The 20,817-nt window shown below is 71.8% G+C and carries 18 protein-coding genes; 10 read left to right on the forward strand and 8 right to left on the reverse strand.

All coding sequences use genetic code 11. From position 1 onward, the window contains the following. The first annotated feature begins 9 nt into the window (after window positions 1-9). From ACMXN5_RS06910 to ACMXN5_RS06925, 4 genes are all read left to right on the forward strand, one after another. On the forward strand, window positions 10-2,574 hold the full coding sequence (locus ACMXN5_RS06910; protein WP_439674499.1) for an ABC transporter permease: 2,565 nt from the start codon (window positions 10-12) through the stop codon (window positions 2,572-2,574). 115 nt (window positions 2,575-2,689) lie between these two features. After that, window positions 2,690-3,826, forward strand: a complete 1,137-nt coding sequence (locus tag ACMXN5_RS06915) for a sensor histidine kinase (protein ID WP_439674500.1) — start codon at window positions 2,690-2,692, stop codon at window positions 3,824-3,826. Further along, complete coding sequence (locus ACMXN5_RS06920) at window positions 3,823-4,473, forward strand: response regulator (protein WP_395785782.1); 651 nt, start codon at window positions 3,823-3,825, stop codon at window positions 4,471-4,473. Before ACMXN5_RS06915 ends, ACMXN5_RS06920 begins: the two co-directional genes overlap by 4 nt. A gap of 122 nt (window positions 4,474-4,595) precedes the next feature. Continuing rightward, complete coding sequence (locus tag ACMXN5_RS06925) at window positions 4,596-5,951, forward strand: TerD family protein (RefSeq protein ID WP_439674501.1); 1,356 nt, start codon at window positions 4,596-4,598, stop codon at window positions 5,949-5,951. A 27-nt stretch (window positions 5,952-5,978) separates the two neighbouring features. On the opposite strand, the gene ACMXN5_RS06930 is transcribed toward ACMXN5_RS06925, so the two are convergent. Both ACMXN5_RS06930 and ACMXN5_RS06935 read right to left on the reverse strand, forming a co-directional pair. Then, a complete protein-coding gene (locus tag ACMXN5_RS06930; protein ID WP_439674502.1) occupies window positions 5,979-6,692 on the reverse strand; it encodes a hypothetical protein in 714 nt (237 codons plus the stop codon). A 51-nt stretch (window positions 6,693-6,743) separates the two neighbouring features. Then, window positions 6,744-7,394 (reverse strand): TetR/AcrR family transcriptional regulator, encoded by a 651-nt coding sequence (locus tag ACMXN5_RS06935; RefSeq protein ID WP_439674503.1) that lies wholly within the window; start codon window positions 7,392-7,394, stop codon window positions 6,744-6,746. Window positions 7,395-7,573: 179 nt separating this feature from the next. Here ACMXN5_RS06935 and ACMXN5_RS06940 point away from each other — a divergent pair, with 179 nt between their 5' ends. After that, window positions 7,574-7,885, forward strand: coding sequence for a 4a-hydroxytetrahydrobiopterin dehydratase (locus tag ACMXN5_RS06940; RefSeq protein ID WP_439674504.1), 312 nt, complete (start codon window positions 7,574-7,576; stop codon window positions 7,883-7,885). 233 nt (window positions 7,886-8,118) lie between these two features. Then, window positions 8,119-8,646 (forward strand): hypothetical protein, encoded by a 528-nt coding sequence (locus tag ACMXN5_RS06945; RefSeq protein ID WP_439674505.1) that lies wholly within the window; start codon window positions 8,119-8,121, stop codon window positions 8,644-8,646. 45 nt (window positions 8,647-8,691) lie between these two features. Here the strand turns inward: ACMXN5_RS06945 and ACMXN5_RS06950 are convergent, their stop codons facing one another. The 4 genes from ACMXN5_RS06950 to ACMXN5_RS06965 all read right to left on the reverse strand — a co-directional run bounded on the left by ACMXN5_RS06950 (window position 8,692) and on the right by ACMXN5_RS06965 (window position 13,145). Then, window positions 8,692-9,726 carry an agmatine deiminase family protein gene (locus tag ACMXN5_RS06950; protein WP_439674506.1) on the reverse strand — a complete coding sequence of 345 codons (1,035 nt, stop codon included), beginning with the start codon at window positions 9,724-9,726 and terminating at the stop codon, window positions 8,692-8,694. A 68-nt stretch (window positions 9,727-9,794) separates the two neighbouring features. Next, window positions 9,795-11,468 (reverse strand): urease subunit alpha, encoded by a 1,674-nt coding sequence (locus ACMXN5_RS06955; protein ID WP_395785768.1) that lies wholly within the window; start codon window positions 11,466-11,468, stop codon window positions 9,795-9,797. Window positions 11,469-11,485: 17 nt separating this feature from the next. After that, on the reverse strand, window positions 11,486-12,379 hold the full coding sequence (gene ureA / locus ACMXN5_RS06960) for an urease subunit gamma (RefSeq protein ID WP_439674507.1): 894 nt from the start codon (window positions 12,377-12,379) through the stop codon (window positions 11,486-11,488). Between the two features lie 148 nt (window positions 12,380-12,527). Beyond that, a complete protein-coding gene (locus ACMXN5_RS06965; RefSeq protein WP_439674508.1) occupies window positions 12,528-13,145 on the reverse strand; it encodes a TetR/AcrR family transcriptional regulator C-terminal domain-containing protein in 618 nt (205 codons plus the stop codon). A gap of 153 nt (window positions 13,146-13,298) precedes the next feature. Here ACMXN5_RS06965 and ACMXN5_RS06970 point away from each other — a divergent pair, with 153 nt between their 5' ends. Together ACMXN5_RS06970 and ACMXN5_RS06975 are read left to right on the forward strand one after the other, a co-directional pair. After that, the gene (locus tag ACMXN5_RS06970; RefSeq protein ID WP_439674509.1) at window positions 13,299-14,843 is read left to right on the forward strand and encodes an APC family permease; all 1,545 of its coding nucleotides are present in this window, start codon (window positions 13,299-13,301) and stop codon (window positions 14,841-14,843) included. Continuing rightward, on the forward strand, window positions 14,840-16,441 hold the full coding sequence (locus tag ACMXN5_RS06975) for an amidohydrolase (RefSeq protein ID WP_439674510.1): 1,602 nt from the start codon (window positions 14,840-14,842) through the stop codon (window positions 16,439-16,441). The genes ACMXN5_RS06970 and ACMXN5_RS06975 overlap by 4 nt, the downstream gene beginning before the upstream one ends. A gap of 73 nt (window positions 16,442-16,514) precedes the next feature. On the opposite strand, the gene ACMXN5_RS06980 is transcribed toward ACMXN5_RS06975, so the two are convergent. Beyond that, window positions 16,515-17,024 (reverse strand): inorganic diphosphatase, encoded by a 510-nt coding sequence (locus tag ACMXN5_RS06980; RefSeq protein ID WP_439674511.1) that lies wholly within the window; start codon window positions 17,022-17,024, stop codon window positions 16,515-16,517. A 242-nt stretch (window positions 17,025-17,266) separates the two neighbouring features. Between ACMXN5_RS06980 and ACMXN5_RS06985 the strand changes: the two genes are divergently transcribed. Together ACMXN5_RS06985 and ACMXN5_RS06990 are read left to right on the forward strand one after the other, a co-directional pair. Further along, entirely contained in the window at window positions 17,267-18,049 is a 783-nt protein-coding gene (locus tag ACMXN5_RS06985) for an enoyl-CoA hydratase/isomerase family protein (RefSeq protein WP_439674512.1), read from the forward strand. A gap of 128 nt (window positions 18,050-18,177) precedes the next feature. Beyond that, on the forward strand, window positions 18,178-19,647 hold the full coding sequence (locus ACMXN5_RS06990; protein ID WP_439674513.1) for an amino acid permease: 1,470 nt from the start codon (window positions 18,178-18,180) through the stop codon (window positions 19,645-19,647). Between the two features lie 13 nt (window positions 19,648-19,660). Here ACMXN5_RS06990 and ACMXN5_RS06995 read toward each other — a convergent pair whose 3' ends face one another. Further along, window positions 19,661-20,656 carry a DUF5996 family protein gene (locus tag ACMXN5_RS06995; RefSeq protein WP_439674514.1) on the reverse strand — a complete coding sequence of 332 codons (996 nt, stop codon included), beginning with the start codon at window positions 20,654-20,656 and terminating at the stop codon, window positions 19,661-19,663. Between the last annotated feature and the right edge of the window lie 161 nt (window positions 20,657-20,817).

Here is a 20,817-nt window from a genome sequence, read left to right on the forward strand (position 1 = left end):
GGCGCCGACATGCTCAAGGCAACGCTCCGCAGCTTCCTGGCCCACAAGGCGCGCATGGTCCTTTCCGCGCTGGCGATCCTGCTCTCGGTCGCGTTCGTGGCCGGCACGCTGATGTTCACGGACACGATCAGCAAGACGTTTCACGACCTCTCGCGCACCGCCGCGGCCGATGTCACGGTCAAGCCGAAGAAGGAGTTCCGGGAGGACCGGCTCGGCAAGAGCGGCCAGCAGCCGACCGTGCCCGACTCGATCGTGGCCGCCGCCCGTTCGGTGCCGGGCGTGGCCGACGCGCATCCCGACATCACGGTCACCAACGTGATCGTGGTCGACGGGAAGGGCAAGAAGGTCGGGCTGACCTCGGATCCCCAGGTGCAGGCCGCCGACTGGTTCCCCACCAAGCAGTCCCCCGTCGTGCTCGAGCGCGGGAAGGCGCCGCAGGGTCCCGGCGAGGTGATCCTGGACAGCGACTCGGCCGACCACAACAAGGTGCGGTTGGGCGACAGGGTGCACGTGGTCGCCGCGCCCGGCGCGTTCGACGCGACCGTGGTCGGCCTGGCCGACTTCAAGACGATCAACCCCGGCACGACCATGCTGTTCCTGGACGGCGCCGCCGCCCGTGATCGGCTGCTCGGCAAGCCGGGCATGGTGACGTCGGTGTCGCTGACCGCCGAGCCCGGCGTGGACCAAAAGGAGCTGAAGGCGCGGGTCGTCACCAAGCTGGGCGGCGACGTCGACGTCAGGACCCGCGCGGAGGAAGCCGACGCCTCCTCGGCCGACCTGGGCCAGGCGCTCGACGTGGTCAAGTACGCGCTGCTCGGCTTCGCCGGTGTCTCGCTCCTGGTCGGCACGTTCCTGATCTTCAACACCTTCTCGATGCTGGTCGCCCAGCGCACGCGCGAGTTGGGCCTGATGCGCGCGATCGGCGCCGGTCGGGCCGACGTGAACCGCTCCGTGCTGGTGGAGGCGACACTGCTCGCGGTGGTCGGCTCCACGCTGGGCCTGCTCGGCGGACTCGGCTTGGCCCAGGGCCTGTTGATGCTGATGAAGTCGCTCGGGGTCGACCTCAAGGGCGCCCCGCTGGTGATCAAATCCGCGACGCCGATCATCGCCTACACGGTGGGGGTCGTGGTGACCCTGGTCGCCGCCTACCTGCCCGCGCGCCGGGCGGCCCGGGTCAGCCCGATGGCGGCGCTGCGCGAGGCCGGCGCGCCGCCCGCGAAGTCGCTGCGCGGGCGCGCCGTCGGCGGCACCGCGGTCACCGCGCTCGGCGCGATCGCCCTGGCGGTCGGCGCCTCCGCGACCAAGCTGGACGCGGCGCACGGGCTCGCCCTGGCCGGTGGCCTGGTCGGCACCCTGGTCGGCTTCATCGTGCTCGGGCCCGTGCTGGCCCGAGCGGTGATCCCGTGGCTGGCGGGGGCGTTCCCGCGCCTGTTCGGCACGGTCGGCCGGCTCAGCCGGGAAAACGCGCTGCGCAATCCGCGCCGCACCGGCGCCACCGCCGCCGCGCTGATGATCGGCGTGGCGCTGGTCGCCTCGCTGTCCGTGGTGGCCACGTCGATGAAGGACTCGGTCGGCAAGCAGATCGACCAGCGCCTGGGCGCCGACTACACCCTGGAAAGCGACGGCGGGCTCAACTTCACGCACGACGTGGCGGAGACGGTGCGCAAGGTGTCCGGCGTGAGCAATGTGGTGCGCCAGCGCGAGACCGAGGCCAAGGTGCTGTTCAACGGATCGTCCGAGACCATCACGGTGACCGGAGCCGATCCGGGCATCGACACGATGCTGAAGCAGAAGTACACCGCCGGCAGCGCCCCCGACGGGCTCGCCCCGGGTCGGATCGCGCTGCCCAAGTCCTATGTGAAGAAGCACGACCTGGGCGTCGGCGGCACGGTGACGCTGCGCACGCCCAACGGCCGGACCGCCGAGTTGCGGGTCGGCGCGGTGATCGACGACGAGGGCATCGGCCTCGCGAACGCCGGCTCCGGCGTGGTCGGCCTGGACACGCTGGCCAAGCTCGTCCCGGACCTGCTCGACTCGGTGATCATGGCCAACGTCGCCGACGGGGCGAAGAGTTCGACCGTGCGGGCCGCGCTGGAGGCCGCGCTCAAGCCCTACCCGCAGGTGAAACTGCGCGATCAGGCCGACTACAAGCAGACCGTGCAGGATCAGACCAACATCGTTCTGCGGCTCGTCTACGGCCTGCTCGGGTTGGCGATCATCATCGCGATCCTGGGGGTGGTGAACACCCTGGCGCTGTCCGTGATCGAGCGCACGCGCGAGATCGGACTGCTGCGCGCGATCGGCATGTCGCGGATCCAGCTGAGGCGGATGATCCGCCTGGAGTCGGCGGTGATCGCGGTGTTCGGCGCGGTCCTGGGACTGGCGCTCGGGGTGGGCTGGGGTGTCGCGGCGCAGCGCATGCTCGCCTCGCAGGGCCTCGACGTGCTGACCATCCCGTGGGGGACGATCGCCGCGGTGGTCATCGGCGCCGGCGTGGTCGGCCTGCTCGCCGCCCTGCTGCCCGCACTGCGAGCCTCGCGGATGAACGTGTTGGCCGCGATCTCCACGGAATGACCGCCCGCCGATGATCGACGGTCCCATGACCTGCGGCGGCGCGTCGGGCTCCTGTGCCGGCGCACCGCCGGTGCCGTTCGTGCGACCCGCTCCCGGGGCCGGTTACCGTGACCTGGTGAGCATCCGCGCCTGGTGGGCGAGTCGCCGCTCGTTCGGGTTCGACGTGCTGGTCGCGGCGATCGGCGTCGCCCTGGGGCTGACCCTGCGCATGGGGCGCGACGCCGGCCTGGTCGGCTGGCCGTACCTGCACCAGGTGAGCGCGGTGCTGAGCGGTGCGCTGCTGCTGTACCGCAGACGTGCGCCGTTCGGCTCGGGCGCCGCGATCTGTGCGGTGGGGCTGGTGTATCCGACCCACGTGCTCTACTTCGCGGCCTATGCCGTGGGGGCCGGTGTCGAGGACCGACGGCGCGCGTGGGGGCTGATCGGGGCGCTGGTGGTGACGACCGCACAACCGTGGAGCCATCCGCGCCCGCTGAACATCCTCACCGGCGCGGGCCTCGCGCTGGTCCCCGTCCTGCTCGGCCTCTACGTCGCCGCGCGCCGCCGACTGCGCGCGGATCGGGCCGAACGGGTGGTTCGGGAGCGCGAGTTGGGCTTCGAACGGGTGCGGATGGAGGAGCGGGCCCGGATCGCGGGCGAGATGCACGACGTGATCACCCACCGGGTCAGCCTGATGGTGCTCCAGGCGGGCGCGCTGCGCACCCGCGCCCGGGACGAGGACGTACGGGCGTCGGCCGAGGAGTTGCGCCTGGTGGGCTGCAAGGCGTTGGAGGAGTTGCGCGGGCTGGTCGCGGTGACCCGATCGGAGCGGCAAGTGGGCTCGGTGGTGGTCGGCCCGCGTGCGGTGCTCGACCTATCGGACCTGGTGGCCGATTCGCGCTCGGCGGGCATCCCGGTCGACCTGGTCACGCTCGGCGAGCCGCACCCGACCTCGCCCGTGGTCGGCCGGGCCGCCTACCGGGTGGTCCAGGAGGCGCTGACCAACGTGCACAAACACGCGCCGGGAGCGGGGGTGGACATCCGCCTGCACTACGTGGGCGACGAGGTCCGGATCACCGTGCGAAACTCGGCTCCCACCCGGGCGGTCGACGTCGCCCTGGGTTCGGGCGGCAACGGCCTGCTCGGTCTGCGCAAGCGGGTCGAGTTGGTGGCCGGGACGTTGCGCACCCGCCCACTGCCCGACGGCGGCTACGAGTTGCTGGCCATACTGCCCGCCGGCGCCACGACCACGACCACCGGAGAGCCCGCATGATCCGCGTCCTGCTCGTCGACGACGAACGTATGGTGTGCGCCCACCTGCGCACGATTCTCGGCGTGGCCGACGACATCGAGGTGATCGGCGAGGCGTACGACGGCGCCGAGGCGGTCGAGTCGGTCCTGCGCCATCGGCCCGACGTGGTCCTGATGGACCTGCACATGCCGGGCGTGGACGGCCTGACCGCCATCGAACAGATCGTCGACCTGCCGGGTGCGCCCAGGGTGATCGTGCTGACCACGTTCGGGCTGGAGCAGTACATCCTGCGCGTCCTGCACGCGGGCGCGGCCGGGTTCCTGCTCAAGGACACCCCGCCGGAGGACCTGATCGGCCTGGTCCGGGTGGCCATGGACGGCCACACCGTCCTGTCCCCGGCGGTGACCCGCGACCTGGTGACCGCCTCCTCCGGCCGCAACGCCGCCCGCGAACGCGCCGCCCTCGCCGTCGCGTCCCTGACCGAACGCGAGATCGAGGTGCTGACCTGCATCGGAGAGGGCCTGTCCAACGCCCAAACGGCGGAGCGCCTGTTCCTCAGCGAAACCACGGTAAAGAGCTACGTCTCCCGAATGCTCACCAAACTCGCCTGCACCAACCGAACCCAGGCAGGCCTACTGGCATACGACGCGGGCCTGATCCGGCGATAGGGACGGGGTGTGTCGGGGGTGGTTGGGGGCCGTGGGTGGGGTGGTTCGCTGCGGTGGGCGGGCCCGCGTCGGTAGTGTCGTACCGGCCGGCTCGGTGGGGTCCGGGGAGCGGAGGGGTGCGCATGTCGGTGACGCTCTCGAAGGGTGGCAACTGCCCGCTGGCGGTGGCCGCCGTGGTGGTGGAGGTCGCCTTCGCGGCGCCGGTGGACGTATCGGCGCTGCTGCTCGCCGGGACCGGAAAGGTGCGCTCCGACGCCGACTTCGTCTTCTACAACCAGCCGAACGGACCCGGTGTCCGGTATCTCGCGGCCGGCCCCGGTCAACCGGCCGCGGTGCACGTGGACACCGCCGCGGTGCCGGCCGACGTACAGACGATCACGGTGACGCTGAGCCTGGACGGCGGCCCCGGCACACCGGTCACCTTCGGCGGCACCACCCCGCCCACCGCGACCGTGCGCGACCCGTCCGGCGAGGCGCTGGTCACGTTCACCCCGCACGGCCTGGGCCGCGAGACCGCGCTGGTGCTGCTCGAGCTGTACCGGCGCGGCGGCGCGTGGAAGGTGCGCGCGGTCGGCCAGGGCTACGCCAACGGACTCGCGGGCATCGCCACCGACTTCGGCGTCTCCGTCGACGACGACCCGGCCCCGCCGCCGCCCACCCGCCCGCAGCCGGCGCCGCCCACCCGCCCCGAGCCCCCGGCGTACGACGACACCCCGACCGCGCCGGTCGCGCCGCTGCTGCCACACGAGCCGCCCAGGCCCGCGCCGATCCCGCCGCCGATCCCCCGCCGCCCGCTGACGACGCAGCCCCCGCCGCCGCCGCCCCCGACACCCGCCCCCGCCGAGGCCCGTACCGCCCCCCTGCCCACCGGCACCGGCACCACCACCCGCACCGACACCCCGATCAACCTCGACAAGGGCCGCGTCAGCCTGCGCAAGGACCAGTCGGTGTCGTTGGTCAAGACCGGCGCACCGCCGCTGACCCGGGTGCGCATGGGACTGGGCTGGGACCCGGCCAAGTCCGGCGGCAGCATCGACCTGGACGCCTCCTGCATCGCCTTCGACGCGCACGGCAGGAAGGTGGTCGCGGTCTGGTTCATGAAACTGTCCGGCCTCGACGGCGCGATCAAGCACACCGGCGACAACCTGACCGGCGAGGGCGAGGGCGACGACGAGTCGATCGTGGTCCGCCTCGACGCACTCCCGCCGCACGTCACCGGCCTCGTCTTCACCGTGAACTCGTTCCTGGGCCAGAAGTTCACCGAGGTCTCGCGCGCCTTCTGCCGCCTGGTCGACGACACCACCGACACCGAACTGGTGCGCTTCGAGTTGTCCGGCTCCGAACCGCGCACGGGTGTGCTGATGTGCAAGCTCGTCCGCGAGGGACCGATCTGGACGATGACCGCGCTGGGCCGATTCGCCGACGGTCGCACGGTACGCAAGCTGGTGGACCCGGCCCGCGAAGCACTGGGACTCTGACCGACGGCGGCGCGGCCCGCCCGGGCCTCAACCCGGGCAGCGTTCCCCGTACTTCACCACGCCCACCCCCACCGTGTCCGGCACCGGCTGCCCCTCGGCCGGTCGCTGGGTACAGACGACCCAGTGCGTCTCGATCAGCACCGGCCGCCCGCCGCCGAGGTCGTCCACGTCGACGTGGGCGTCACCGCGCAGGCCGCGCCGGACGACCATGACGCTGCGCCCGACCAGGTTCGGCATCCGGCCGTCGACCACCTTGGGCTCGGCGGTCGGCGCCGCTCCGGTGGGGCACTTCTCGTCGTGCCGGACCACGCCCAACTCGACCCGGAGTCCCTTGTCCAGCGGCCCCGGATCGGGACTCTGGTCGCACACCTTCCAACTGCTGAAGATGAACTGCCGCCGCCCCCGCCCGCTCGCGTCGTGCGAGGCGACGAACCGGTAGCCGGCCCGGCGCGCACCGTCCCACGCCTCCTGCAGGTCCGCACCGACCAGATCGGGCAGCACGTTCCTCGGCACGGACGAGAGCTTCGTCGCCCGAGGACTCGCGGACGCCGCGTGGCTCGGAACCGCCGGAGCCGCCGGGGTACTCGGAACCGCCTCCGCGACCGCGCCGACCGGTGCCCCCTCGCCCGACGCCGGACCGGTCCGGGCCGGCCCGTCGCGATGGGCCAGACCCACGGCCACCAGCACGGCCACCACCGTGCCGAGCACCGCGAGCAGCTTCGGGTTCTGCCACCACTTCATCCGTCCACAATGCGACCGGTCCGCGCCGAACGGGAGGAATTCGGCCCCCGATCACCTGTCCGTGTGGTTCGTACGGGGATCCGCCCCCGGCCCGACGCCCGGATCCGCGCCCGGCTCGGCCCCCGGCTCGACACCCGCCTCGCGTACCGCGAACCCGGTCGCCTGCCGAACCATCTCGGCCCGGGACGGCCCGGGCGCGCCGATCACGATCCGAGTGGCCAGCCCGTCGAGCAGCGCGTGCAGGCGCAACACGTACCCGTCGGGATCCGGGTGCGGCGCGATCACCGCCCGCAGATCGGCCATCCACGGGCCCTCGATCTCCACGCTCGCGGCCAGCACGTCCGGGTCGGCCAGGGAGCGCGTCCACACCTCCAGCCACAACGTCCAGCGCGGGTCGGCGCGCTCGTCGGGCAGGTACAGGTCGATGTAGCCGGCCAGCCGCTCGGCGCGCGGCACCTCGGTAGCGCCCAGCAGGGACCGTCGCCGCTCGGCGAATCCCTGTTCGCTCCAGCGCAGCGTCTCGACCAGGAGTTGTTCCTTGGACCCGAAGTAGTAGGCGACATGGCCGCCGCTGATCCCGATCCGCTTGCCCAGGCCCGCCATGGTCAGCTGCGCCAGCCCGTGCTCGGCGATCGCGTCCATCGCGGCCTGGAGCACCACTTCCCGGGGCTGCTCCAGCCGTTTGCGCCGTGTCCCCGCCATGCTCAGCACCCCTGGTTCGTTCGACGGCGGACCTCGCCTGCCGCCATGTTAGAACGTCGTTCAATACCGCGCCCGGCGAACCGACGCCGCCATACTGGCGGGAGCCGGTGCCGCGACCGGAGCCGGTTCCCGGTCCGCGGCCCCGGCGTCCGCGCCCACGTCCGACGAGAGGACCCACCGTGGCACCCCAGCCGCTCACCGACGCCGAACTGACCAAGGCCCTCGCCGACCTCCCGGGCTGGCAGGTCACCGACGGCGAACTGACCGCGACGTACGCCTGCGCCCGCGCCGATGTACCCGCCTTCTACGCGACCGTCGCCGCCGCCGAGGACCAGGCGAACCACCACGCCCGGATCACCATCCTCTACGGCACCCTGACCTTCGCCCTGACCACCCACGACGCCGGCGACCGAATCACCGCCGCCGACACGGATTTCGCCGCCCGGATCGCCGCCTTCGCAGCCGCACACGGCGCAACGCCCAAGACCTGACCCGACTGCCCGGCGGGGGCGGGAGGCCGAGGGCCGAGGGGCCGGGATCGACCCACCACGGCCGGCCCGGAACCCCGAACCGCTCCATTCCGGTCCGATCCCGCCCCGCCCCTGCCCCGTCCCGGTCGCTTGCGTCCCCTACCCGGTCCGCCCGCCCGCCGGGCCACGCAGCCTTCACTCCACGCTTCCTGGCCGTTCATCCGCGCGTCCCGCACGCCGCCTAGCCTCCGACCATGAGCACCGACGCACCGGCGTCCCACCCCGTCCCGGCCGCCCTTCGCGGGTGGCTCCTCCCGTTCGCCGGCGTGACCTCGGCGGGCTGGCTGATCGGGACCTACGCGATCCGCGCCGCCGCCTTGGGCTCGTGCGACGACTTCGGACAACGCGGCTGCACCGGGGACGATTTCGGGCCGTCCCTGATCGGCCTGTCCGGCGTGCTGCTCCTGCTCGCGCTGATCGCGGGCGCGGTCGCCGCCGGCGCCGGTCGGCGCGGCATACCCGCCTTCGCGGGCGCCCTCCTCTACGCGGGCGGGATAGCAACGCTGGCCGCACTCACCGAACCCGCGACCGACGCCGGCTGGTACATCCCGACCGTCACCACCGTCGCCCTGGCCGTACTCCTGCTCGCCCTCGCCGCATTCGGCGCCGGCGAGCGCGGCCGCCCCACCACCACCCAGCCGCCGAAGCCGGCCGAACCGCCCACCACCTCGGGCGAGCCCGCGGCCGTTCTCGGCAACACACCACCGCCGCCACGGCACTGACCGCCGGTCGGCCACGTGCCGACCGGACGCCCGCCACCGGGCCCGTCAGGCCCTCGGCTGCTGCTGGGTGATGCAGTGGATGCCACCGCCGTTGGCGAAGATGTCGCGGGCGTCCACGAGTTCGATGGCGCGGCCCGGGAAGAGCTTGCCGAAGGTCGCGGCGTTCTCCTCGTCCCGAGGGTCGTCGAACGCGCACAGGATCACCGCGCCGTTGGCCACATAGTGGTTGATGTAGCTGAAGTCGACCCAGTCGTCGTGGGCTTCGAGCACCGTCGGCGCCGGGATCTCCACGACGTCGAGCGAACGCCCCTTCGCATCGGTGGCCGCGCGCAGCAGGGCCGCGTTCTCCTTGCCCACCTCGTGGTCCGGGTGCGCCGGATCGGGCTGCACGTGGACGAGGACCAGGCCCGGTCGGGCGAACGACGCGACGATGTCGATGTGACCCCGGGTGCCGTACAGGCCGTAGTCGCGGGTGAGTCCGCGCGGCAGCCAGATCACCTTCCGCACCCCGAGGAACGCCTTCAGTTCGGCCTCGACCTGCTCCCTGGTCCACCCGGGGTTGCGGCCCTCGTCGAGTTGCACGGTCTCGGTGATCAGCACCGTTCCCTCGCCGTCGACGTGGATGCCGCCACCCTCGTTGACCATCCGCGACGCGTAACGACGTACGCCGGCCGCCTCGATCACATGCTCCGCGATGTGCCGGTCGTGCTCCCACGAGGCCCACTCCTGGGCGCCCCACCCGTTGAACACCCAGTCGGCGGCGGCGATGCCACCCCGGCCGTCGGTCAGGAAGGTCGGCCCGATGTCGCGCATCCACGCGTCGTCGAGCGGCTTCTCCAGCACGGTCAGCGGCTGGTCGACGTAGCGCGCCACGGTGTCCGACTCGCCCAGGTCGGTGATCAGCGTGACCGGCTCGTAGCGGGCGATCGTCCCGGCCACCCGGCCCCACGCGGCGCGCGCGGTGTGCAGGTCCTCCTCGGCGAAGGTCTCGTTGCGGCTGGGCCAGGCCATCCAGGTGCGCTCGTGCGGCACCCACTCCGCCGGCATCGAAAAGCCGTCGGCGACGGGGGTGTTCGTCATGTCATCGCTTCTTTCGTCCTTCGTCGGGAACCACGGGACATCACTGGACATCACGGGACCTACGACCGCTACAGGAAATACAGCCGGTTCAACGACACCGATTCGGCGGCCTCCGACATCACGGGCTCGCCGTCCATCGTCACCAGACCGGTGTCCGCGGCGACCCGGACCTCCGCCAGGCGGTTGTTGTGGATCATCGCAGCGGGGCCGATGCCCCGGGTGCCCCGTACGCCCACCCGGCGCCGCCGGGTCGGCATCAGGTCGCCGCCCGTCGCCGCGGCGGCCTGCGAGGTGAACGCCACCGACAACTCGGCCGGCGCCGCCCCGTGTGCGCCGAACTGCGGGCCCATGACCAGCGGTTCGCAGTTGTCGGTGGAGGCGTTCGGATCGCCCACCACGCCGTACGCCGGGAATCCGCTCTTGAGCACCAACTGCGGCTTGGCGCCGAACCATTGCGGCTGCCACAACACGATGTCGGCCATCTTGCCCACCTCGATCGAGCCGACCTCGTGCGCGAGGCCGTGCGCGATCGCCGGGTTGATGGTGAGCTTGGCGATATAGCGCATGACCCGCGCGTTGTCGTGCCGTTCGTGCTCGGCGCCGCGCTCCAGCTTCATCTTCCCGGCCATCGCGAACGTCCGCCGCACGGTCTCCCCCGCGCGCCCCATGCCCTGCGCGTCCGACGAGGTGATCGGGATGACCCCGAGGTCGTGCAGTACGTCCTCGGCGCCCATCGTCCCGGCCCGAATCCGGTCCCGGGCCATCGCGGCGTCGCCCGGCAGGTCGGTCTTGAGCCCGTGCGCGGAGACGATCATGCCGAAGTGCTCGCCGAGGGCGTCCCGCCCGAACGGCAGCGTCGGGTTGGTCGAGGAGCCGATCACGTTGGCCACTCCGGCCATCCGCATCACGTTCGGCACGTGGCCGCCGCCGCAACCCTCGATGTGGTACGCGTGGATCGTGCGCCCGTCCAGCACGGAGAGCGTGTCGTCCACGGACAGGCACTCGTTGAGGCCGTCGGTGTGCAACGCGACCTGTACGTCGTGATCTTCGGCCACCCGCAACGCGGTGTCCAGGGCGCGGGCGTGCGCGCCCATGTCCTCGTGCACCTTGAAGCCGGACGCCCCGCCCTCGATCAACGCCTCGTCCAGCGGCCCCCGGCCCGACGACGAACCCCGGGCCAGGAAGGCGATGTTGACCGGCCAGGCATCGAACGCCGCGAACGCGTTCCGCAGCGCCCAGGGCGAGTTCACCCCGACGCCCCAGACCGGCCCGAACTCCTGGCCGACCAGCGTGGTCACCCCGGAGGCCAGCGACGCCTCCATGATCCGCGGCGAAAGCAGGTGCACGTGCGTGTCGATCGCGCCGGCGGTGGCGATCAGCCCCTCGCCGCTGACGATCGTGGTGCCGGTGCCGACGACCACCTCGACGCCGTCCTGGGTATCGGGGTTGCCGGCTCGCCCGATCGAGGCGATCCGCCCCTCGCGAATGCCGATCGAGACCTTACGAATGCCCTGGATCGCATCGATCACCACGACGTTGGAGATCACCACGTCGCAGGTGTCGCGCACCGGAATCGCCCGCAGATGCAGCCCGTCCCGGGCGGTCTTGCCGAAGCCCGCGAGAAACTCGTCACCCGGCAGCGCCGAGTCGTGCTCGATCTCGATCACCAGCCCGGAATCCCCGAGCCGCATGCGATCCCCGGCCCGCGGACCGTACGTGGACGCGTAGTCACGCGGATCCATCACATCACCACCGCCACTCACAGCGCACCCCGCTCCCCACCGTCACCGAAACCCCACGTCGCATCGGAGCCGGGCGCTTTCCCGGAACCCGCCGCCGGATCGGACCCGGAGCCCGAAGCCGCACCGCCGACCGGCTCCGCGCCCAGATACCCGCACGCGTACGCCCGACGCAGCGCCTCCTCACGCGCGCCCGGCGCGTCCAACGGCCCGTCCACCAGCCCCGCGAAGCCGATCGCGACCCGCGCGCCGGCGATCGGCACCAGCCGTACCTCGACCGTCGCGCCCGGATCGAACCGCACGGTGGAACCGGCCGGGATGGCCAGCCGACGGCCGTACCCCGCCGCCCGGTCGAAGCGCAGGCGCGGGTTGGTCTCGAAGAAGTGGAAGTGCGAGGTGACGCTGATCGGCACGTCGGACGTATTGGTCACCGGCACCCGGACCAGATCGGCGTCCGCGTACGGGTCGACCGCCGGCCCACCGGGAATCACCGCCCCCGGCGCGTCGTCCCCCAACGAGCCGGGCCCGGACACCGGCGCGGCAACCGCCCCCGAGCGCGAACCGTGCCCGTGACAGTGCACCTCACCCGCACCGACCGGCAGGCCCTCGCCGGAGCGGAACGGGTCGGTCACCACGGCCAGCCGCGTCGCGTCGTCGAACACCGCCTCGACCTTGACGTCGGCCAACACGTCCACCACCCCGGGCAGCACATCGGCGACACCGAGCACCGACCGCCCCGCCTCGATCGCGTCGGCGAGCCGCGCCCCGTCCCGAGCCGCCTCACACACCGTGTCCGCGATCAACGCGGCCGCCTCGGGCACGTTCAAAAGCAGCCCCCGGGCACGCCGCGCCCGGGCCAACTCGGCGGCTGTGAAGATCAGCAACCGATCCCGCTCGGTGGGCGTCAGCCGCATACGAACCTCCGTATTGAATGCCGTTCAATCCAGATTGAACGGCATTCAATAGAGCGGTGTCAACGCCCCGCGCCCGACGCCGACGCCACGGCCCCGCCCCGACACCGCGGCCCCCGCCCCGCCCGCCTCGATCGGCGGCCCGCGGGGGTCAGTTCTCCAGGCGGGCGGCCAAGCCGTCCAGGAGGAGTCGCAGGCCCGTGTCGAAGCCGCGGGTATTGAGGGTGTCGCGGTCGCCGGCGGCCAGGGAGCGGGCCAGTGACGGGTACTCGGCCCCGTACTCCTCGGCCGGCCGGGTGAAGCCCTCCTCGTACGTCTCGATCACCGACCCGACCACCAGGTAGTCGAGCGCCGCCGAGAATTCGGCCGCCTCGGCGGGCGGGAGGCCGATCCGGATCAGCGTGCGGGCGACGGCGTCGTAGGCCGACAGGGCCTGCTCCGTGGACACCGGTCGGCGGGCGATCACCGGGAGCGCGTCGGGGTGGCGCAGGTACGCGGCGCGGTAGCCGCGGGCGAAGGCGGTGATGCCGACCCGCCAGTCCGGGTCGTCCAGCGGGGCGTGGTCTATCTCCCTCGTGATCACCACGGTGATCACGTCGAGCAGTTCCTCCTTCGACGACACGTGGTTGTACAGCGACGGCCCCCGCACGTCCAACCGGGTGGCCAGCGCCCGCATGGTGAGCGCGCCCATGCCGTGTTCGTCGACGAGCTCCACCGCCGCGCGGGCGATCAGTTCCCGGTCGAGTTTGGGGCGGTTGGGTCGACCCATCGTGCGCTCACCTCGTGCCGTTCGCGAGCGCCGTCGTCGGTCACTCCGCGTCGCCAACCTAGCCGGAATCGACCCCTTCCCCTACACCCGGCCGGGAGCTATGGTCCTCAAACTAACTAAGTAAGTTTTATTCGTTCCCGTTGCGAGGTCCCGATGAACCACGGCACTTCTCGCCCACCGACCCCCACCGGCAAGGCGCCCGACCACGACGCCGCGCGGCTCGGCGAGCTGGGCTACGAGCAGGAGCTCAAGCGCGGCCTCGGCGTGCTGGGCAACCTCGCCATCGGCTTCGCGACGGTCTCCCCCGTGGTGGGCCTGTACGCCGTCGTCCAGGTCGGCGCCACTGTCGCCGGCCCCGCCTGGGTGTGGGTGCTCCTGGTGGCGCTGCTCGGCCAGGCGCTGCTGATGTGCGTGTACTCCGAGCTGGCCTCGCAGTATCCGATCGCCGGCGGCGCCTACCAGTGGGCCCGTCGCCTGCTCGGGCCCACCTACGCGTGGCTCGCCGGATGGGTGGCGCTGTGCGCGGTGGTCTTCGCCAACACCACGATCGTCTACCTGGGCGCACCCTGGTTCTTCGCCCTGTTCGACGCCGAGCCCACGCCCGGCCGCATCGTCGCGGTGGCCGCGATCTTCCTGCTCTGCTGTACCGCCGTCAACGTGCTCGGCATCGACGTACTGCGCGTGGTACTCGCCGCGGGCATCGCGGCCGAGGCGGTGGCCTCGCTCGGCGTGGGTCTGGCGCTCCTTCTGCTCTTCCGGGAGAACGGGTTCGGCATCCTCACCGAGACGATGGGCGCACAGGCACTGTCCGGGGGCTCGACCCCCTCGGCGCTGCTCACCGTGCTCGCGGTCGGCGGCTGGGCGTTCATCGGCTTCGACGCGTGCGTGGCCTCCTCCGAGGAGACCAGGGACGCCGCCCGGCAGGTGCCCCGCGCGATCTGGTGGACACTGACCAGCGTCGGCGGCCTGGTCGTACTGAACGCCGTCGCCGTGCAGTTGGCCCATCCCGATCCGGCCGAGGTGGTGCACGGCGAGGACCTGGACCCGGTCACCACCGCCGTGGTGAACTCGTTCGGCTCGTGGTCGGCCAAACCCTTCGTGGTGGTGGTGATCATCGCCTTCATCGCGTGCGCGCTCGCCTCCCAGGCATCCGCCGCCCGCGCGGTGTACTCGGTCTCCCGCGACGACGTACTGCCCGCCTCGCGCGCACTGCGCCGGATCAACCGGCGACAGGCCCCCGTGGGCGCGCTGCTGATCACCTCCGCGATCAGCTGCTCGGCCCTGCTCCTCGCGCTGGACAGCTCCGCGATCGGCAGCCTGATCACCTTCGGCAGCGCCGCCATCTATCTCCAGTTCCTGCTGATCGCCGTGGCCGCGCTGATCGCCCGACTGCGCGGCACCTGGACACCCGCGGGACTGGTCCGGCTCGGCCGGTGGGGCACCCCGCTGAACGTGCTCGCCGTCGCCTGGCTGGCCTTCGAATTCGTCAACATCGCCTGGCCGCGCAGGATCCTCGCGCCGCCGGACGCCCCCGCCTACCAGGTGTGGGCCGCCGTCATCGGCATCGCCATCGTGGTCGGCACCGGCGTGCTGTACCTGCTGATCAAGCGCCCCCAGGACAAGGTGCGGATCAGCGTGAGCTTCGCCGACGGCGGCACCGATCCCGAACCCTCGACCCCCGTGGAGAGCACCGCATGACCACCGCCGACCTCGTCGTCCCGGACGCGCACGTACTGACCATGGATCGGGACCGACCGGTCACGGACACGATCGCCGTCCGGGACGGGGTGATCGTCGCGCTCGGCGCCGACGCCCGGGCGCTGATCGGCCCGCGTACCGAGGTGATCGAGGCGGTCGGACACACCGTCACACCCGGCCTGACGGATTGTCACCAGCACTCCGTGATGGGCGCCGGCAGCACCCGCGGGGCCGACCTGGTCGGCGCGGTCACCCTGGCCGAGGTACACCGCCGCCTCGCCGAACAGGCAGCGCCGTGCGGTCCGGACGACTGGGTGGTCGGTTTCGGCGGCGAGTACGCGGCGTTCGCCGGCCGGGCCATCCACCGAGACCTGATCGACGCCGCCGTGGACGGTCGGCCCGCGTTCGTCTGGATGGCGGACAGCCACACCGCGCTGCTGAGCACGGCCGCGCTGCGCCTGGCCGGGCTGACCGGGCCGCGCGAGTTCGCCGACCGAAGCGAGATCGTCTGCGACGAGCGTGGTCCGACCGGCGAGTTGCACGAGATGACCGCGTGCTTCCTGGGCTACCGCGCGGTACCGCCGATGCCGCGCGGCGAAATGCTGGCCCGGGTCGAGGAGTTGTTCGCCGAGCAGAACCGACACGGGGTCACCGGCGTACACATCCTCGACGACGCGCCGGGCACGGTCGACACGCTCGCGGGCCTCGACGCCGAGCGGCGGCTGAGCATGCGGGTACACCTCGCGCCGTGGTGTCCGCCGGGCGAGGTGGACAACCTGGCCCAGCGCATCGGCGAACTGCGATCCCTGGGCGGGCCGGACGCGCTGGTCAGGCTCGCGGCGATCAAGTTCTTCGCCGACGGCGCGATCGACGGCGGCGGCGCGTGGCTGCACGAGCCGGACTGCTGCGGCCAGTCGCACCGATCCCAGTGGAAGGACTTCGACCGCTACGCCGATGCGGTCGCCATCGCCGCCCGCGCGGGCCTGCCGGCCTGGACACACGCGATCGGCGACCGGGCGGTGGCCCGCGCCCTGGACGTATACGCCAGGCACACCGCGCCGTTCGGCACCCGGCATCGCATCGAGCACGCCGAGGTGTTGAGCGACGCCGACGTACCGCGCTTCGCCGCGCTTGACGTGGTGGCGTCGATGCAACCGACGCACATGGACTGGTCGTTGCCCGACCACTCCGACAACTGGTCGCGCCGGGTGGGTCCGGAGCGGGCGGCCCGGGCCTGGCGCTGTGCGGACATCCTGGCCGCCGGCGGACACGTCGCGCTCGGCTCGGACTGGCCGGTCGCCGCGTTCGACCCGCGACGCACCCTGGCCGGCGCCCAACTGCGGCGCCCGGCGGGCGAGATCGACCGCGCCGCGTACGGGGCCTCGGCCGGCCTCACCGCCCGCCAGGCCCTGGCCGGCTACACCACGCAGGCGGCCTACGCGGCGGGCGAGGAGAGGGTGGCCGGCCGGATCGCCGTCGGCTGCCGGGCCGACCTGACCGTATTCGGCGGCGACCCGCTGACCTGCCCACCCGACGACCTACCGGAACTCCCCGTCACCGCGACGGTGGTCGCGGGCCGCGTCGTACACCGGGCGTAACCCCTCGAAGCACCCCACGCGGCCGACCCGGCCCGGCCCGACCGTCCCCGATCGGGCCGGGCCGCCCGCGCCCTCAGCGCCCCTCGAACGGCCACTCCCCCGGGTCCAGTTCGCGCCGCTCGTACGCCGCCGCGATCTCCTTCTCCGCGGCGTCCCGCCCCTCCCAGTGCGAACCCTCCACCGACTTGCCGCGTTCGAGGTCCTTGTACACCTCGAAAAAGTGCGCGATCTCGTTCAATTGGAAGGCCGGCACATCGGCGATGTCCTCTATCGCGTGCCGCCGCGGATCGCGGGCGGGTACGCACAACACCTTCTCGTCCGGACCCTTCTCGTCGCTCATCACGAACATCCCGACCGTGCGACAGCGGATCACACAGCCCGGAAAGGTCGGTTCGTCCAGCAGCACCAGCACGTCGAGCGGGCCGCCGTCGCCACCCAGGGTGCGATGTACGAAGCCGTAGTCGGCGGGATAGGCGGTGGACGTGAACAACATGCGGTCGAGCCTGATCCGTCCCGTGCGGCGATCCATCTCGTACTTGTTCCGACTGCCCGCAGGAATTTCCACAACGACGTCGAACTCCACGACGGCTCCTTAGCGGCTATGGATCAAGACCCGATATGCGCGGCATTCCGTATTCCCGACGTACCGTCCGAGGACTTTCCCACGTCACCGGGCCGTTACGCACGTGAAGCACGGGACAACCGACCCATTCGAAGTGCCGCGACCACCCGATCGCCGAGACACTTGACTCGGTCAACTAAGTAAGGTTTCCTGTCCATCGAACCCGAGACCGCATCCACCCCACCCCGTCACCAGGAGCACCCGTGATCCGGATCGAGGACGCCGACCGCGTCCGGACCCTCACCCTCGACCGCCCCGAGGCGCTCAACGCGTTCAACGAGGCGCTGTACGACGCGACCGCCGACGCCCTGATCGACGCCGCCGCCGACCCCGCGGTCGCCGTCGTGGTGCTCACCGGCGCGGGTCGGGCCTTCTCGGCGGGGACCGACCTGGTCGAGATGGCGCAGCTCAACAGCGGCACCAAGGTCAAGGGCCGACACGGCTTCGGCGGCATGGTCGATCGCCTCCAGGCGTTCCCCAAGCCGTTCCTGGTCGCGGTCAACGGACTCGGGCTCGGCATCGGGGCGACCGTCCTGGGCTTCGCCGATCTCGCCTTCATGGCCGACACCGCCCGGCTCAAGTGCCCGTTCACCTCGCTCGCGGTCGCACCGGAGGCCGGCAGCAGCGTGACCTTCCCGCAGCTGATCGGCCGGCAGAACGCGATGTGGGCGCTGTTGAGCAGCGAGTGGCTGAGCGCCGCGGAGTGCCGGGAGATGGGTCTGGTGTTCAAGGTCTGCCCGGCGGACGAGCTGATGGCGGTGACCATGAGGCACGCCCGGATCCTGGCCGCCAAGTCGATCCCGTCGCTGATCGAGGCCAAGCGCACCGTCCTGGACGGCCTCGGGGACACGGTCGCCCGGGCCCGCCGCCGTGAGGACGCGGCCTTCGGCCGACTGCTCGGCAGCCCCGCCAACATCGAGGCGCTGACCGCCTTCGCCGAGCGCCGCGAGCCCGACTTCGCCGCGATCGACGCCCGGGAGGCGTGAGGGGGCGCCGCCGAGGCCGGGACGGGCGCTCGAACATCGAGGGGTTGTCCGGGTTTGCCGGGGGCGATGTGGGCTAGGCCATACTGGCCGTCGCACGCCCGTTCCCGTCCCCAGGATCAGCGCCAACCATGAGCAACCCAGACACCCCGGACACCTCGGGCACCGCAGGCACCGCAGGCAAGGCCGCCCCGCCCGACCCCGCCTCGGCCCACCCCGCCCCCGCCGGCACCCATCACCTCGGCCACGCCCTCAAGCCCCGCCACATGACCATGCTCGCGCTCGGCGGCGCGATCGGCGCGGGCCTGTTCGTCGGCACCGGCGCCGGCATCCGCACCGCCGGCCCCGGCATCCTGATCTCCTACGCGCTGGCCTCGGTGCTGGTGTTGCTGGTGATGCGGATGCTCGGCGAGATGGCCGCGGCCGTCCCGCGCAGCGGCTCGTTCTCCGAGTACGCCGGGGCCGCGTTCGGGCGGTGGGCCGGTTTCACCGTCGGCTGGCTGTACTGGTGGATGGTCACCATCGTGCTCGCCGTCGAGGCGTCGGGAGCGGCGGCGATCGCGCACGGGTGGGTGCCGGGTGTACCGATCTGGGTCTTCTCGCTCGTGATCATGCTGGTGTTCACCGGCGCGAACCTGCTCACGGTGCGGTCCTTCGGCGAGACCGAGTTCTGGTTCGCGACGGTCAAGGTCCTGGCCATCGTCGGCTTCCTGGTGCTGGGCGTGCTGGCCATCATGGGGTGGCTCCCGGACACCGACGCCCCGGGGCTCGACAACCTCACCGGCAACGGCGGTTTCCTGCCCAACGGCTGGGACGGGGTGATCGCCGGCCTGCTCGCGGTCGCCTTCTCCTTCGGCGGCCTGGAGATCGTCACCATCGCCGCCGCCGAGTCGGACGACCCCACCCGCAACGTGGCCCGCGCGGTGCGTACCGCGGTCTGGCGCATCCTGCTCTTCTACATCGGATCGGTGGCGGTCATCGCCACGCTGCTCCCGTGGGACTCGGACCGGCTGGGCAGCCCGTACGTGTCCGTCCTGGAGGACATCGGCATCCCGGGCGCGGCCCACGTGATGGACGTCGTGGTGTTCACCGCGCTGCTGTCCGCGCTCAACTCGATGTTGTACGGCGCGTCCCGGATGGCGTTCTCGCTGTCCCGGCGCGGCGAGGGTCCGCGCGGGTTGTCCCGACTGGCCGGCAACGGCGTGCCGCGGACGGCCGTGCTGGCCTCCTCGGCGTTCGGCTTCCTCGCCGCGCTGCTCAACGTGTGGTGGCCGGAGCAGGTGTTCAAGCACCTGCTGAACTCGGTCGGCGCGATGTTGCTCTTCGTCTGGTTCGCCATCGCCGCCGCGCAACTGGTGTTGCGCCGGCGGATGGAGCGTGAGGATCCGGAGCGGCTGATCATCCGGATGTGGGGCTTCCCGTATCTGACCTGGTTCGTGGTGCTCGCGCTCGCGGCGGTGTCGATCCTGATGTTGTTCGACGCCGACGCCCGGCCGCAGTTGTTGTCCTCGGTCGTGGTGGTGGCCGTGGTCCTCGGCTTCGCCCTGGTCCGCGAGGCGCGTCGGCGCGATCTGCGCAGGCGGGCCGAGGGCCGCTTCTGAGCCGGCCCGCCGCTCACAGCCCGGCCCGCGCCAGCGCCCGCAGGTGTTCGCTGGTGGGGCACCAGTTGGAGCGCAGTTCGTCGGTCGGCCAGCCGGCCAGGGTCGCGCTCGCGGCGAAGTTGGACTGGAGGTAGCCGAGCAGGGTGCGGCGCGGGTCCTCGGCCCGGCGGACCACGTCGTATTCCAGCGTGGAGCGCGAACCGTCCGGCAGCCAGGCCGCCTCGCGCGGGGACAGTGGCTGCCGTTCGACGCCGTCCGGTTTGGGCGCGGCGTACGAGTAGTAGGCGGGGTAGGTGACGGTCGGGTCGCCCGCCCAGAAGCCGAACGAGATCACCTCGTGCGAGTACGCCTCGGCGGTGACCGGGTCGACCCCGCTCATCGGCGGCTCGACCCGCTTGCCGGAGAAACGGGTGAGCGCGAGGTCGAAGGAGTGCCAGAACAGCTGGACCGGCGAGCTCTTGCCGTCGAACCAGCCCATGAACTCCTCGAACACGTCCGCCGACCAGGTCAGGATGCGCCAGAACCGCTGCGCGTACTCGGCCCGGTAGGTGCGGTGCTCGGTGTCCTCGCGAAACGGCGTGGTCAGGTGCGGCACCCCGAAGGGTTTCTCCAGCAGCGGTACGTCGATCCCGAGGTCGGCGAGCACGCCGTGGACGGCGAGGTCGAACGCGGCCACGCTCAGCCCGTCCACGAGCGCGATCTCGCGCACCTCGCCGCGATCGGTACGAAGGACCACACGATGGTCGATGAAGTCGAACGCGATGTCGAACGCGATCCCGGCCACGTTCAACCGGCGGGTGGTCAGGCCGCGGGCGTCGACCGTGAAGGTGATGTTCCACCAGTGATTCTGCGGATGGCTCGCGGCCAGCTTCACCTTGCCCACGATCTGCGCGAACAGGTGCAGCGTGTCCAGGGTGTCCGCCCATGCCGCATAAGGGAGTTCGGGCAGATCGGGACGGGGTTCGGGGGATCCGGAGGGATTCGCGCGGTTGCTCGAAGCGATGGCCATGCACCGATTCTCGCCGCCTAGCGGCCCATGCGTCCCGTTATGCTCCGCCGTCCGGGCCCGCGCGCACGATCCGCGACACGGTTCGGCGAGACCCCCCGAACGGGCGAGCGCGGTCGACGCGTACCCTGCGTGCGACAACATCCCTTCCACCTGTACAGGGG

The sequence above is a fragment of the Embleya australiensis genome (assembly GCF_051903075.1).
Classification (GTDB): domain Bacteria; phylum Actinomycetota; class Actinomycetes; order Streptomycetales; family Streptomycetaceae; genus Embleya.